Below are 15,916 nucleotides of genomic sequence, written 5' to 3'. Positions count from 1 at the left end.
GCATTTTTCCTACTGAAAGAAAAAAGGTATTTTCACCCAAATAAATACGGGGAAAATACCTTTTGTAACTACAAATTTATTACCACAGACCGTTTTTCTTCATCTCCATTTCTATCCTGGTCTCAGTCACTTTGACATAAGACTTTTGTGTTGTCCGAATATTGGAATGTCCTAATATCCTGGAAACAGCCTCTATACTAAGTCCGGAATCGAGCCAGAGCTGCCCCCCAGTCTTCCTGGCAACACGTGTAGTAAGGTTAATCCGAATGCCACAGATAGTAGCCAGACTCTTCAAATGACCGTTATAATTCACATTTGATATATGTGGTGGTGTTCCTCCATATTTAGCCAGGAGAGCTTTTAATTTGTCCAATACGGGTATAATTGCCTCTACATTCGTTTTTTGTCTTTCCTTCTTTATGAAGTTCTCAACAATATCCATGTCTGGCTGAAAGTTCACCAGGTCGATATAGCTGAAGCCAGTATAAACCTGGATCAGGAACCGATCAGCAACCTGTTGCAACGCTTCGTTCTTAAAGATGGTACTTTCAATCTTATGTACATCATAGGAAGAAAGTATGGGTGTGGCATCATCTTCTCCATTAACCCAGGCAAGGTTCTCGATTGGATTATCTTTTATCTTCTTTTTCTTCTTTGCCCACTTTAGGATCTGTTTTACAAGTCGAAGATGTCTGATTTTATAATTATGATTTTTACTGACATGGTAATCCAGATAGGCTTCAAAATCATCCATAAAAGATTCATCTATTTCCTCAGCTGAAATATTCTGCTGTTTAGTCTCTTTCAGAAAATTGTTAAGATTGGCTCTGTGTGAGTTTTCATTTTTAACAGAATTGGACTTTAATCGTAGTATCTTAATAGTATAATGTTCTTTCTCCAAATCGCTAAAAATAGCGGCTTTTGCTTTCTTCTCAAGTAACATCTCTTTTATTATTTGTGGAGAGATTTCTTTCTCGTCTGATTGCAACTGGCGTTTGATACGAAGTAGTTTCTCTTCTATCAATTCAAGATGGGGATTGATATATTCGGCGTTTTTGCCTATTGCAGACCCTGTTCTTTGATCCCACTGGTCAGGGTGAACAGATATTTTGCAGGAGAATTCGGCTTTGGACTGATGCATCGATATGCTACACCAGATAGGACACTCGCCTTTGCGATTGGCTTGATTTTTACGCAACCAAAAAAGAGTAATCATTTTTTAAGCATGTTACTATGAGATTAGGATTGAAAAGTTCTTAATCTCTTTTGTGTAATAAAGTAACCGAAAAATTTTTCACTATTTAGTATACATAAGAAATTACGCAAAAATCCACTTTCAATTTTTATTGAAAAATGAGCAAGCGAATTCCGTCAAATCGGGCTTGAAAATAGTTGTAAGTGGCTTTTTTTGGGGATATCCTGAAAGGGCAGAAAATAAAAAAGCCCGTCAGTATTAAATCTGCGGGCTGTACTTAACATGTTGTGGACTCGTAGGGAGTCGAACCCCAAACCTTCTGATCCGTAGTCAGATGCTCTATCCAATTGAGCTACGAGTCCGTATAAACATAAAACGTGTTGTTCTATCGTTTACGGGCTGCAAAGGTAGAGATAAAAATATAAACTCCAAAAAAAATCTTTAAAGATTTAAATTTTCTCCGGAAAGTCTCTTTTTTTGCAGAAAAACTACATGATTCACAGATAATGATTGGTCAACCTACATATGAGACATGGATGTATCGGGCACTTGAACTTGCCTATTATGCTTTTGAGGAAGGAGAAATACCTGTAGGAGCGATTGTGGTAGCGGAAGGAAAAATCATTGGCAAAGGATATAACCAGACCGAAAAGCTGCATGATGTGACAGCACATGCAGAAATGCTGGCGATTACAGCTGCAGCTCAGCATCTGAATGCTAAATACCTGAACCGATGCACACTGTATGTCACTCTGGAACCTTGTGTAATGTGTGCAGGAGCACTATTCTGGGCGCAGATAGGAAGGCTGGTGTATGGGGCTTCGGATGATAAACGAGGGTATGCAGGGAAAGATACGAACCTGCTTCACCCCAAAACACAGGTAGTATCAGGTGTGCTGGCAGCAGAATCCGAATCGCTGATAAAAGCCTTTTTTCAACGCCTTAGAAACTAATCATATAACGGGAGAATAGGAGTCAAAGAATGCTTCTTTTATGAAAGAAAAGCCAATTCAATGAAACTAATTGTTTTTTCTCGTGTTAATTAAAATACTAAACAAAGATTATCCATAACCCTTTTTTAGTAATAATAACTTATACTATTTTTCAACTTTCAACCTTAAACTATTTATTTTTATGGCATTTGAATTAGCTCCCCTTCCGTACGCTCATGATGCGCTAGAACCATTTATTGACAAAGCAACTATGGAAATTCACCATGGCAAACATCACCAGGCTTATGTGACAAACTTAAATAACGCGGTAAATGGGACTGACCTGGCCAATCTAAGCCTTGAAGATTTGATTAAGAATATAAGCAAATACCCAGCACCTGTTCGCAACAATGGTGGTGGTCACTGGAACCACACTTTCTTCTGGAACATCCTGAAGAAAAATGAAGGCGGCAAACCTACAGGTTCACTGGCTGCTGCTATTGACAAAAAATTTGGTTCTTTTGATGCATTCAAGGAAGAATTTACCAAAGCAGGTGTAGGTCGTTTTGGTTCTGGCTGGGCATGGTTAATTGTTGAGCCTAGCGGAGAACTGGCAATCACTTCTACTCCTAATCAAGATAATCCTCTGATGGATGTAGCGGAGAAAAAAGGAACTCCTGTATTGGGTCTGGATGTATGGGAACATGCCTATTACCTGAAATATCAGAACAAGCGTCCTGATTATATCGGTGCATTCTGGAACGTAGTAAACTGGGATGCAGCAAACCAACACTATGAAGCAGCTAAAAAATAAGCTTTAATTTATAAAAATAACAAAAGCCCGCTATTTTTGGCGGGCTTTTTGCTCGTAAATGCTGTTAAGACCATGCAATTTATATATAGCCTCTATAATTGATCCGGCTATTCTGAAACTGAAATTAAATTAGTATTTACGCTGCTTTCTGTTTTGATTCAATGCTTACGATTAGGGATAACGATACAACAAACGAACTTCCTCCTTTTCTCAATACCTGGCCTCGGATGTACAGCTTTGTCCTTTTGAATCTGGTAGCACTTATTCTGCTGTTTTACTGGTTCACAAAATCATTTGAGTAAAATATATTTACCGTTCACCACGTAAGTATTGTATCTGTGGCAAAAATCCTATCTTTTTGCAGCCAGGATATTTCAGCTGTTCCTGACTAAACAGCTTTACTCATATACATTCGAAAACCACCTTTCGGAACCGGAATGACCAAACTTGACTGGCTGGTACTTATAGCCACTATCACTCTTATTGTTGTATACGGTATCTGGAAAGGGCGCCGTAATCGTGATATGCAGGATTACCTCCTGGCAAGCCGCTCCCTTCCCTGGTATATTGTTTGTCTGTCAATTATGGGCACTCAGGCCAGTGCAATCACATTTCTGTCTGCACCGGGTCAGGCATATGGCGATGGAATGCGCTTTGTGCAGTTTTACTTCGGGCTTCCACTAGCTATGGTAGTGTTGTCCATAACAGCAGTACCTATCTATCATAAATTACACGTATATACAGCGTATGAGTACCTTGAAAGTCGATTTGACTTGAAAACCCGTACGCTGGCAGCGACCTTGTTCCTTATTCAAAGAGGTATTTCTACAGGCGTAAGTATTTATGCTCCGGCCATTGTGTTGTCATCAATTTTGGGTTGGAGTGTACAATGGACCTGTGTACTTAACGGTATACTGGTATTGCTGTATACTGTAAGTGGTGGCACCAAAGCTGTAAGCTATACCCAACTTACCCAGATGATTATTATTCTGAGTGGAATGGCGGTGGCCGGCTTTCTGACTGTGCAGCTACTGCCGCCGGATATTACCTTTGCAGATGCATTGCGTGTAGCAGGCAAAGCTGACAAGCTCAATGTAATTGATCTCAAGTTTGATCCTAATAATCAATATAATATCTGGTCAGGGCTTATAGGCGGTTTCTTTCTGTCTCTCTCCTACTTTGGTGCTGATCAGTCACAGGTAGGGCGTTATCTGTCCGGAAGCTCTGTAACTCAGAGCCGTCTTGGCTTATTGATGAATGGAATTGTGAAGATACCTATGCAGTTCGGGATTCTGTTTATTGGGGCTATGGTATTTGTCTTTTATTTGTTTGTACAACCTCCTCTGTTTTTCAACCATATAGAGCTGGATGCACTCCACAATCATGGATATACACAGCAGGTAAATGCATTACAATATCAACAAGACTCCTTATTCAAGATACAACAACACGACCTCCGCACACTAATACAGGCAATGCGGGATGACAAAGGCGTAGTGGAAGCCGAACAGAAGTTTCATACTACCCGTTCGCATATGCAGCAGGTACGTACTCAGGTTACAAATCTGATTAAGCAAGACAAGAAGGTAGAAAAAGTAGAGGACACCAATTATGTATTTCTCTCCTTTGTCACACGTTTTCTTCCTTCCGGGTTGGTAGGCTTGCTAATTGCCATTGTGTTACTGGCTTCTATGTCCTCCGTAGCCGGAGCTCTAAACTCGCTTACCTCTACTACTATTATAGACGTATACAAACGCATTTTGTGCCCGGACTTATCAGAAGCCCGTTACCTGACTGCGTCTCGCTGGATTACTGTTGGCTGGGGAGTATTTAGCATTGTAGTGGCTTTGTATGCAGGCCAATTGGGCAATTTGCTGGAGGCTGTTAACCGTCTGGGGTCATTGTTTTATGGCGTAATTCTGGGAATTTTCCTTTGTGCCTTCTATATACGCCGCATTCGTAGCTATGCAGTATTCTATGGAGCTATTCTGGCTCAGATTACTGTTTTTCTGCTATACTGGCTGACTCCTATTGCGTTCCTTTGGTATAATGTAATTGGTTGTATTCTGGTGATTATTTTTGCCTTTCCTATAGAATTGTTTCAAAAGAAAGCAGGGGTCTTACAGAAAAGCGAAACGGTAATCGAATGATCTTCCTCTATCTGTAAAGAGAGACTCAGCCTATAAAAATTGTAACAACTTATTTATACCTCTATGTCGGGTCATGCTTCATTTTATTTGTTGAATCAGGAACATTTAAAAGCCGTTGAACAAGCATGGAAACCTGTTGAGACCAGATTGTGGTGGGGACGAAAGAAAACAACGTTTCCTTTCATACAAGATTTTTACACCTATACAACGTTTTTAGAAGACTACCCTTATGCTGGTTGGATATATACACAAGTGTTTCTATACTTTGATGATGTTTTTGGTTATAGTGACCTGGAACTGGCAAAGGAAGCAAACCGCATAAGCACGGGAGGAGCAACAATTACTCTGTTTACATACAGAGATAAAGAGAAAATTATTCATAAACTTGCACCCTCGCAATTGTCCATAGACAAGCTGCGTTATTTTGCAGAGGAATATTACGAAACTCCGGAAGAAAAACAGTCAAGTGGAGAATCACTACTACTGGCTATAGAACTTCTGCATAACTGCCTGCAAAAGATAGAACCCGAAAAAATTCTTATGTTACATGTCGGATAGTACACCTCTTACGTCAAATCAACCCATACCTCCTAATCCGGGTCAGGTTATTCTTATTAATAAGCCTTTACGCTGGACGTCTTTTGATGTTGTTAAAAAACTCAAATTCGCTATAAAAGCCAAAAAAATCGGACATGCAGGTACACTTGATCCGCTGGCAACAGGTCTGCTGATACTTTGTACCGAAAAAATGACCAAGCAGATTGATACCTACCAGGCTCAGGAAAAGGAATACACAGGTAAACTGGTATTGGGTAAAACAACACCTTCTATTGATCTGGAAACAGAGTTTGATGCAGAATACCCCACAGATCATATTACGGTGGAGAAAATTCATGAAGCAGCACAAAAACTTACAGGTGAAATACAACAGATCCCTCCAATCTTTTCTGCTATCCGTATTGATGGCAAGCGCGCCTATCATAAAGCACGCAAAGGTAAAACAGAAGCAGATGTAGAGATCAAACCTCGTACAGTACTGATTTCAGCATTTGAGATTACTCAGATACAGCTTCCAGAAGTAAGCTTTCGGATTGTATGCAGCAAAGGCACCTACATACGCAGTATGGTACGAGATTTCGGTCAATTGCTGGAGTCTGGAGCCTATATGTCTGAATTATGCAGAACCCGTATCGGAGAGTTTCGATTAGAAAATGCACAGAGCATTGAAGATTTTATAAATTTGCACAAAAAGGATGTGTAAACAGATAAGAGTATAGTGAGATCGTGAGTCATTGCTGAAAATCCTTTATCTGTCTTTAATCAGCTACCAGATGAATATTTACCATACATTAGAAGAATTTCATAAACTATCAAACGCTATTGTTACCAGTGGTACATTTGATGGAGTACATCTGGGTCATCAGAAGATTCTGACACGATTACGCGAAATAGCTCAAACTACTAGTGGGGAAAGTGTAGTAATTACCTATTGGCCTCATCCACGTACAGTCGTATCAGAAGCCACAGATCTACACCTTCTATCTACTATAGAAGAAAAGATAGAACTGCTTCAACTACAGGGAGTACAGCATTTGTTAATCATACCCTTTACCCGTGACTTTTCTGAGTTAACTTCTGAACAATTTATCCGCCAGATACTGGTAGATAAGATTGGTACCCAGAAGCTAGTCATTGGCTATGATCACCGGTTTGGACGTAATAGAGAAGGTAGCTTCGAGCATTTATCACAGAATGCATCATTGTATGGCTTTGAAGTGGAGGAAATCCCCCGCCAGGATGTAGACCATGTTGGGGTAAGTTCATCCAAGATTCGGCAGGCGTTATTGGAAGGTAATGTACATATAGCTGCAGAATACCTGGGTAGGGCTTACAGCCTGACAGGAGTAGTAGTAAAAGGGAATCAGTTGGGTCGTACCATTGGTTATCCTACGGCGAATATACATGTTTCAGAGTCCTATAAGTTGATTCCGGCAGATGGAGTATATGCAGTACGGGTACAGGTGATTGATAAAATCCATGGAGGAATGATGAATATTGGTATGCGTCCCACTATACATGGTACACATCGTACAGCCGAAGTAAATATCTTTGATTTTGATGAAGACATTTATGGTACAGATATTACAGTCTCCTTCATTGAAAAGATTCGCAATGAGCAGAAGTTTAATGGCCTTGACGCCCTAAAAGCTCAATTGCTACAGGATAAGCAAACTGCCCTGCAATTACTAAAGAAATACTAGTAACTACAGGGCAGTAATGCCATTATATACTCAGAAAATATCAGCCAAGACTTTTTCCTGTAGTCTTCGGGCTTTTTCTCTTTCTTTGCGTTGTTTTACAGATATAAGCTGCAGGTTATTGGTACTTGGCAGCAAAGAGTTCTGAGAAATAACTACCAGGTTACGATCTGCCAGGTCAAATGGTGCCACAAAACAGCAATAAACCAACCTGGCGATAGAGATCTGTTTTTTCTGTCGGTTCTTTGTCAGGTTTACAGATAGGTATCTGCCGTTTTGTCCTTCCGAATCTTTTGTCTTACCACTATTCAGACGAAGAGCCATAATTTGTTCAGGCAACCAGATTTTACCTCGTGTAGCACTACTCCAGCCAGCCAGCTTTTTGACTCTCCCCAGATTAGATACCTGATACAATCCCTGGTAGTGTGCCAGATCTGCCCATTGTTCCCCTTCCATATCCTCCAGTGATAGATTCAGATAAGGAGGAATTAGGACTTTGTCTATTTTGGGTTTACCGGCCTTTTCCCATAAAGAAAGATTAAACTCAATAGGATCTTCTGTCTTTATTTCTGTTTCCTTTTTTGCTGCTTGAAGAGCAGGATCAACGAGCCTCCAATGATATCCTCCTGCTGTATAACTTTTGCCAGATACCGTAGTGTAGATGCTACCAGAAGGAATAGTAGTTGCCTTTTCAGCGGCATAAATACTTTCGAAACGTGCTATTTCGGTACCACTCACTGTATACTGAATAACAGCTTGCTTATGATCTGCGCGCCAGCTTCGGGCTCTGCCTTTCGCAAACATCTTATATTTCTGTTCGCTGATAGATAGCAGTTCCAGATTGGTGTAGTGGACATTGAGACTGTTACAGTCTTTGTATGAAACCACCAGACTATAATCTTCCAGATCGAAGGGCCTCACAAACAGGTAATACACCAACCGAGCCAGAGCTATCCGTTTCTTCTTTCCTTCTTTACCTAGCGAACAGTTGATATGGATTGACTCTGTATTCAGATAGGTATTCTTGCTTTTGGTTACAAAAAGCCGCATAATTCGCTCGGGTTGCATCCGAAAACGCCCCTGAGGCATTTCTACTCGTCGGGACAGAGACTTCAATCGTCCATAATTAGACAGATGATAGTTTTCAAATCCTGGTATTTCTTTCCATTCCTCGCGGGGAAAATCCCGTAGAGAATGACTTGTCAGAACATTGATAACAGAATCAAATGTGATTCTCCGTTCTGGTGTGATTTGTTTGATTTTCTCAGCCATAAATTTTCACGGATCACGTTCAGATTTTATACAGCAAAGACAAACTATCTTTTTCCCTATACCATAGGCATTCCCCATTAAGCGACGAAACGCCATATTGTTGAGGCCAAACCGATTATTTCATCCAGAACTATAAATCAGGTTTTCTAATCTTGTTCTGGTGACATAAAACAAAAACACCAGAAGTGATTTGCTTCTGGTGCTTTTGGTTAGTTAGATTTCTTTTATTCGTCTGTGTTTTCCTGAGGAAGTATGTTAGGAACACGAATGACAAACTCTGTCCACTTATCCAGTTCCGATTCAACAGAGATATGTCCTTTTAGCCGTTCTATTACATCTCTTACAATATAAAGTCCCAGTCCTGAACCTTTGCTCGTCATAGACGCTCTATAAAACATATCAAATATTTTACCCAGATTTTCTTTTGAGATGCCCATTCCATTGTCCTTAAATACCATAATAGCCATTTGTGCATTTACGGTGATCTGAATATGGATCTGAGGTGTACGGTTGGCAGAAGATCTATACTTTACAGCATTAGAAATCAGATTATTAAAAATGATCTTCAAACGAAATTCATCTGAGTAGAAAGGTATATGCTGATTAATCGTGACCTTTTTTTCTATGTTATCAAATCCATCAATAAACTTTAACCCATCCATAGTTTCCTGAATAAGTTGTCCAAAGTCTATCGGGTCCTGAACTACTTCAATACGGGAGTTACGAGAATAGTTGATAATATCCTGAATAAATGTATCTAGACGGGCAATACTTTTTTCCATCAGGTTCAGATAATGTACTCTTTCCTTTTCTTCATCTTCGGAGCGGCATATATCTATCAACCCCAAGACCGATGTCAAAGGAGATCGCAAATCATGGGAAGCCCGGTAGACAAAACTATCCAACTCAGCATTAATCTTTTTCAGATCCTCATTTTGTTGTCTGAGCTGCTCTTCGATCTTCTTTCGTTCAGTAATGTCCTGAATCACACCAATCATTCGTAAAGGACGCCCTAGTGCATCTTTTTCGATAACCTTGCCTCTACTTTGAAACCATAAGTATTCATCATTTCGGCCCATGGCTCTGTATTCGGCGTGATATACTTCTACTTCTCCATTAATATGCTGTAACTGAGCCTGTAATACAGACTCTCTGTCATCCGGATGTACTTTATCCAGCCATTGTTCTGATCTGTCTACAATCTCATCTGTATGGAAGCCTAGTATTTCTTTGGCCCGTGCACTGAAATACACCTGATTGGTAAGCATATTTCGATCCCATAGCCCTTCTCCACTTCCTTCCAGAGCAAACTGCCATCGTTGTTCGCTTTCCATAATCCGTTCGTTCAACTCCAGTGTATTTTCCAGAGATTGCCGAAGTTCTTCTTCACTGGTAAGCAATCTGTCATTGATCTCATTGGAGAGGATAAGTAACTCTCTGATCTTATTTTGTGCTAACTTTTGTTCCGTGATATCATAACAGGCGCCTACTACCCGTACCACCTTCCCTGAATCATCATATACAGGTTGTCCGATTCCAATCACCCAGCGAAACGCAATATCCCTTGGTAAGATACGCATCTCTATCTCATAGGACTCCCCAAAGAAAATGGCAGCCTCCCCCAATGCCTTCAGAGAAGCCCTAAACTCAGGATCGACCATTTCATAGAATGTGCTGAGTGTAGGTGCCTCAGAAGTATCTTCAATACCGAATATGTGAAACAACTCTTCAGACCACTCTAAGGTTCGGGTTGCCACATCTACTTCCCATATACCTAACCTGGCAATACGTTGAGCTTTTCTTAATTTAGATTGACTAGCTTGTAATTCTTTGTTTAGCTGTTGTGTTTCCTGAAGCAATCTGCTTTTTTCTTCCTCGGCCACTTTTAGCTGTGTAATATCGTAACATACACCTCTTAGCCGGATTACCACTCCAGTCTCATCAACTATAGGTTGCCCCATCATAAAAAGCCAGCGAAAGTCTCCATCAGGCCTCCATATTTTCAGTTCAATTCTATACTCTTGTTGTTTTTCAACTGCGTTTTGCGAAGATAGTATAAGCAAGTCTCTATATTCAGGATCAGTAGCTTCAATTAAAGCTGCTCTACTTAATGATCCTTGTTCTTTCGTGATACCAAATATGTGGAATAGTTCATCTGACCATTCAGCATAATCCAATCCAAGGTCATATTCCCACATTCCTAACCTGGCAATTTTCTGTGCCTCCTGTAATTTGGCTTCACTTCTCTGCAATTCAGTGTTCAGCAGTTGCATATCCAGAAGAACCTTATTCTTTTCTTCCTCAATCTGCATCCGCTCGGTTATATCTATCAGAATTGCACAGACATTGTTTGTACCTTCTATTTTATTAAAATTGCAGAAAAACCATCGTGGTCCCTGATCAGCATAGTTTTGGACAAATTCAACCTGCTCTATAACTCCTTCTTTCAGACACCGCTTTAAAAGATTGAGCCAATTTTCCCGTACAGCTTCAGCAATAGGTAGTTCAGAAGCTTTTTTGCCACTAAGTTCCTCTACAGTTAGACCAAATCTTTTAGCCAGATAGTTATTAGGCAATAACAGGGAATAATCATCTTCCTGTACCTCATAAATACATATAAAAAACTGTGCAGCATCAAAGAAAGCCTGCAAGAGGTTTTTCTGACGATTTATCTCCAATTCAGCTTGCTTTTGTTCGGTGCGGCCATTAACTATCACAATGACACCTGTCATCTCGCCATCTCTGTTCCGAAAAGGACTGAAAGATCCGGAAACCCATAATTCTCTCCCTTCAAGAGTTATCTTTGTATCTGGATATATGATAGTTTCACCAGTTAACGCCCGTTTCAGAATTTCACCAAAAGGAGCATCTTCACCATAAATCTCAGGAAATAGTTCTATGGGTGATTGTCCAATTATATCTTTTGCCAATCGTCCAGTTCGCCGTTCCAGGTATTTATTCCAGACGAGGTACTTGCAATCGTTATCAAAAACGATAATTCCTTCATTGGCATTGTCAATAATCAGCCTGTTAAATTCTTCACTGGCAGCCAGCTCATTATTTAATTCGACTGTCTTATCCAGTGTCTGCATTAATTCTTCTTCACTTGCCTGAAGTTCCTCATTGAAACGTTGTGTTTCTTCCAATAGTAAAGCTGCTTCCTGTTCAGCTTTCTTCTTGTCTGTAATGTCCAGCAAACACCCAACCAACCCATTTACATTTCTATCAGTATCATAGGTTAGCCGAAACTGATTATATACCCAGTGATACTGATCGTCTGCAAACAAAAACCGACATTCTATAGACAGAAACCCTACCTCAAAAATATGCGTCAGCCCGGATAAAACGATATTTTTATCCTCCGGATGGATACGGGACATCCAGAACTCTGTATCGTTTATAAACTGTTGTGCAGAGTACCCCGTCATAAACCATACATTCTCACTCATGTAGGTAACATGATAAGGAGGCATATGAGAGGCCGCATAAATAACAGAAGAAGTTTCCTTTAGCAAATACTCCAAGCGTTCTCTTGCATCCTGTGCCTGTATTTTATCAGTCAGATCACGGGCTGTGATTAATAGCGTTGGAAGGGCTCCTACAGATACCTTAGAGATAAATAGTTCTACATCCAGCCTGGATTCATCCTGACGCAGGAACTTTCCGATCAATGGCTGGGCAGGTTCTCCAGCTGTTGCTTTCTGCATCTGTAGCAAAATCATATCTTCTTCAGGCGCTACGATCACATCTGTAACAAGCATTCCAAGAAGTAATGAAGGATTTTCAACACCCAGAAGCTTAGCTACTGCCTGATTAGCATACTGAATAATACCACTTTCTACAATAAACATCCCGTCAGGCACCACATCACTCACAAGACGAAACAGGTTAAATTCCTGTTCCTGGGCGGATGTTCCTTTGGGTATAGATTTAGTCCGACGGCCTCCACTTTTGAGTTCTGAAGCAACTTGTCTAAATGCAGAAAGATTCTGTATAGCCAGAGACAATTGTTCTTTCAATTGTTTCTTTGTATCATTCATCTGATTAATCTTCTGCAAATTGGGCTGCAACTGATCTAATATCATTCGCAATTGAGACAATAGTTGCTCAGTTTCATCCTCATAAGCATGTGCAACAGTCAACTCAGACATAGGAACGTTTATGAATTCGTTTAAATAATTCTAAAGAAATATACTTGTACGTCAGAACTTCTGCTTCCGTTCTTTGATTTATAAAGCTACTCAATTCGTTTTCTAAGGCATAACAATGCTCATCCTCAGCTTTATTGTTAGCAATAAGATTAGGGTCTATCCTATTTTGCTAGTGTCTTTTCATGAGAAGTTAGTTAGTATAATTTTATAAAGCTGCAAAGACATCTTTTGGGCTGCAACTTGGTTTGTATATCAATAGCTGGAGATATGAAGGCTGAATTATAACTTTTTTCTATATAGATTGTTTGCTTCAAAGCTGGTATATTCTGTAAGTAATTCATTTTCAATTATGTACTTCCTCTTCAATTATGTACTTCCTCTGAAAAAATACAATAATTGACTGATATTCAAAACAGTACAAGCATATTCTATAGATCATAAATCAGTTTTCCAACTTCTGTCCAGTAAAATCTTATCTATGTATAAGTCTTACATACATAAGGTCACCGGATTTCGGTCGAAAAATCTTTACAGAATCCCAGTTTATCTGCTTTTCAGAATAAAATCGTCTTGCTCTTGTTGGAAGCCTGCTATAATTCAAAGAGGTAATCAACTCCAGATTCAGGAAGTAAATCAGTTATACGAAAATTGTAAAGGTCTTGTATGTAAAGGATATCAAAAAAATAAATGCCAAGACAAGAGCCAGTGGATACCATTATACAATTAGTGCGTTTACGGCTAATACAGCCAGCAGTCCTACTACAGAGACAATGGTTTCCATCACAGTCCAGGTACGCAAGGTTTGCTTTACAGTGAGATTGAAATATTCTTTAAACATCCAGAATCCGCCATCATTAATATGAGATAACATCAGGCTACCTGCTCCAATGGATAGTACCATTAGTTCAGGCTTAATCCCTGTTTGTTGCTGAATCATAGGTGCCAGTATACCTACAGCGGTCAGACCTGCCACAGTTGCAGACCCTACACAAATCCGAACAGCACCAGCCATCAGCCACCCTAGTATCAGAGGAGATATGGGTAAAGTGATCAGGCGCTCTGCAATGTATTGGCTGATACCGCTATCATTCAACACCTGTTTCAAAGCTCCTGCTCCTGCAATAATCAGTAAAATCACAGAAGTAGCTTTAAAAGCTTCTTCCAGCTGAACCATCATAGTTTTCATTGTTTTCCCTCTCCGTAATCCCAGCAGATATACTGCCAGTAATACAGAAATTAGCATAGCAATATAAGGTTCTGCAACCAGCTGAATAATTACTGAGTCGAACTCAAATTTTTTAATAATAGAGGTAAGAGACAACAATACCAATGGGAGTAATGTAACAAATAAGCTAACTCCCAAACCTGGCAATTCAGAATCCTTTAAGGGTGTAGCCTGAAAAAGAGACGGTTTAATCAAAGGTTGAATGTTTCGTAAGGTTTTACCAAATAATGGCCCTGCTACAACAATAGCGGGTATAGCTACCAGAAATCCGTATAATAACGTTTCACCTATATCGGCTTTAAGCTGGATAGAAATTGCCAGTGGAGAAGGGTGAGGAGGCAGATAGCCATGTGCTACCGATAAGGCAGAACACATAGGTATAGCAATATATAATAAGGGCAACTGAGTGCTTGAAGCAATAGTAAAGATTAGAGGCACAATGATAATAAATCCGGCATTGTAAAAAAGAGGAATCCCGATAATAAAACCAGCCAGTGCAACACCCCATTGGATGTATCGTCTACCAAATACCTGTATCAGGGCTTGGGTGACACGTTGTGCTGCACCACTTTCTGCCACTACCTTACCAAGCATGGCTCCAAACCCCATAATCAATATTAAGTCACCCAGTGTCCCTCCGATACCGGTCTGAATAGATTTGCCAATACTGGTTACAGACATACCTGTAGCAAGGCCTAGCCCAATAGAAACCAGAATGAATGAAATAAATGTGTCCAGCCGGACATAGGAGATAAGAAAAATTAACAGCAGAATTCCTGATAATGCTAAAAATACAGGCATAATAAGTGGTGAAAGTGGCTTGATAAAAGCAATTTAATGCTATATATTTGTTAAATCCAATTTAAAAATAAAAAAAGAAAATTTTTTCTATCCCCAAATGAGGGAAATTCGGCGCAGAATCAAATCATATGAATGACCTAATTATCTATCTAACTCAAAACCAAGCAGATATTTATCATTCTTCGTACTAATCCAATTGCCACTCTGTTACAAACTAAATTCTATGTCTTTAGATCCTCACACTCTTTCCCTTGCCAAACGCATATGGGATTATCACCATGTCCACCATACCATTCAACCAGCTGACTGTATACTTGTATTAGGAAGCCATGATACCCGGGTTGCCGAACGGGGAGCACAGCTTTTACTTGATGGGTATGCCCCATTGCTTGTATTCTCCGGAGGATTAGGCCGACTTACAGAAGGCTTATGGTCCGACTCTGAAGCTGAAATATTTTCTCGTATTGCGATGGACATGGGAGTACCTCCGGAAAAGATTCTGACAGAAAGCAGATCCCGAAATACAGGTGAAAACATTTCTCTGACCTATGCTCTTCTTCGTTACCATAATATAGATGTAAAAAGTCTGATTCTGGTTCAAAAGCCCTATATGGAACGTAGAGCCTATGCTACTTTTCAGAAACAATGGCCAGGTCCTGAGATTGATATACGGGTTACGTCTCCACAAATTGCATTTGAAGATTACGCCACTCCAGACATCCAGTTGGAAGATGTGATTCATATTATGATCGGTGATCTTCAGCGTATCCAGCTCTACCCCAAAAAAGGGTTTCAAAGTTATCAGGATGTTCCAGAAGACATCCTGGATGCGTATACACAACTGGTAGAAATGGGCTTTGATGAGCACCTGATTTATGAGAAATAAGATTTAAATTCTGGTTGCCAGTACAACAACAAATAGCAAGGAAAGCCTGTTGATCAAAACTGTTTTTGACCAGAATTCGAATCATTTTTGAGTTTGACCTGAATTATGGTCACATCTCGGAAATATTCGAATTCTGGTCAGTTTTTTAAAATATCAATATTCTGATTGTATTTAGAAAACATCAGACTTATGATAAACTTCCAATAATATCAGAAGCCTGATATTTTTCCTT

11 protein-coding genes and 1 tRNA gene are annotated in these 15,916 nt (G+C 39.8%); 7 read left to right on the top strand and 5 right to left on the bottom strand.

Features of this window, described 5'->3' with window-relative positions; translation table 11 throughout:
- Positions 1–79: 79 nt before the first annotated feature.
- Positions 80–1,216, bottom strand: coding sequence for a site-specific integrase (locus tag QNI15_RS09880; RefSeq protein WP_314031578.1), 1,137 nt, complete (start codon positions 1,214–1,216; stop codon positions 80–82).
- A 267-nt stretch (positions 1,217–1,483) separates the two neighbouring features.
- Positions 1,484–1,557: transfer RNA gene (locus QNI15_RS09875), tRNA-Arg, on the bottom strand.
- Positions 1,558–1,701: 144 nt separating this feature from the next.
- Between QNI15_RS09875 and QNI15_RS09870 the strand changes: the two genes are divergently transcribed.
- The 6 genes from QNI15_RS09870 to QNI15_RS09845 all read left to right on the top strand — a co-directional run bounded on the left by QNI15_RS09870 (position 1,702) and on the right by QNI15_RS09845 (position 7,352).
- Positions 1,702–2,148 carry a nucleoside deaminase gene (locus tag QNI15_RS09870; protein ID WP_313997720.1) on the top strand — a complete coding sequence of 149 codons (447 nt, stop codon included), beginning with the start codon at positions 1,702–1,704 and terminating at the stop codon, positions 2,146–2,148.
- 181 nt (positions 2,149–2,329) lie between these two features.
- A complete protein-coding gene (locus tag QNI15_RS09865; protein ID WP_313987811.1) occupies positions 2,330–2,941 on the top strand; it encodes a superoxide dismutase in 612 nt (203 codons plus the stop codon).
- Positions 2,942–3,378: 437 nt separating this feature from the next.
- Complete coding sequence (locus tag QNI15_RS09860; protein ID WP_313997718.1) at positions 3,379–5,091, top strand: sodium:solute symporter; 1,713 nt, start codon at positions 3,379–3,381, stop codon at positions 5,089–5,091.
- Between the two features lie 63 nt (positions 5,092–5,154).
- Positions 5,155–5,649 carry a hypothetical protein gene (locus tag QNI15_RS09855; protein WP_313997716.1) on the top strand — a complete coding sequence of 165 codons (495 nt, stop codon included), beginning with the start codon at positions 5,155–5,157 and terminating at the stop codon, positions 5,647–5,649.
- Complete coding sequence (gene truB, locus QNI15_RS09850; protein WP_313997714.1) at positions 5,639–6,352, top strand: tRNA pseudouridine(55) synthase TruB; 714 nt, start codon at positions 5,639–5,641, stop codon at positions 6,350–6,352. The genes QNI15_RS09855 and truB overlap by 11 nt, the downstream gene beginning before the upstream one ends.
- A 70-nt stretch (positions 6,353–6,422) precedes the next feature.
- Complete coding sequence (locus tag QNI15_RS09845) at positions 6,423–7,352, top strand: bifunctional riboflavin kinase/FAD synthetase (RefSeq protein ID WP_313997712.1); 930 nt, start codon at positions 6,423–6,425, stop codon at positions 7,350–7,352.
- Between the two features lie 30 nt (positions 7,353–7,382).
- On the opposite strand, the gene QNI15_RS09840 is transcribed toward QNI15_RS09845, so the two are convergent.
- The 3 genes from QNI15_RS09840 to QNI15_RS09830 all read right to left on the bottom strand — a co-directional run bounded on the left by QNI15_RS09840 (position 7,383) and on the right by QNI15_RS09830 (position 14,798).
- Entirely contained in the window at positions 7,383–8,621 is a 1,239-nt protein-coding gene (locus tag QNI15_RS09840) for an NUMOD4 domain-containing protein (protein ID WP_314031577.1), read from the bottom strand.
- Positions 8,622–8,845: 224 nt separating this feature from the next.
- A complete protein-coding gene (locus QNI15_RS09835) occupies positions 8,846–12,772 on the bottom strand; it encodes a PAS domain-containing sensor histidine kinase (protein WP_314031576.1) in 3,927 nt (1,308 codons plus the stop codon).
- Positions 12,773–13,487: 715 nt separating this feature from the next.
- Entirely contained in the window at positions 13,488–14,798 is a 1,311-nt protein-coding gene (locus QNI15_RS09830; protein WP_313997705.1) for a gluconate:H+ symporter, read from the bottom strand.
- Between the two features lie 223 nt (positions 14,799–15,021).
- Here QNI15_RS09830 and QNI15_RS09825 point away from each other — a divergent pair, with 223 nt between their 5' ends.
- Positions 15,022–15,684, top strand: a complete 663-nt coding sequence (locus QNI15_RS09825; RefSeq protein WP_313997703.1) for a YdcF family protein — start codon at positions 15,022–15,024, stop codon at positions 15,682–15,684.
- Positions 15,685–15,916: the final 232 nt, after the last annotated feature.

The organism is Xanthocytophaga flava, from assembly GCF_030068545.1.
In the GTDB taxonomy this organism is placed as follows: Bacteria; Bacteroidota; Bacteroidia; order Cytophagales; family 172606-1; genus Xanthocytophaga; species Xanthocytophaga flava.
The sequence above is the reverse complement of the archived record's forward strand: the minus strand, read 5'-3'. Positions and strand labels throughout refer to the sequence as shown.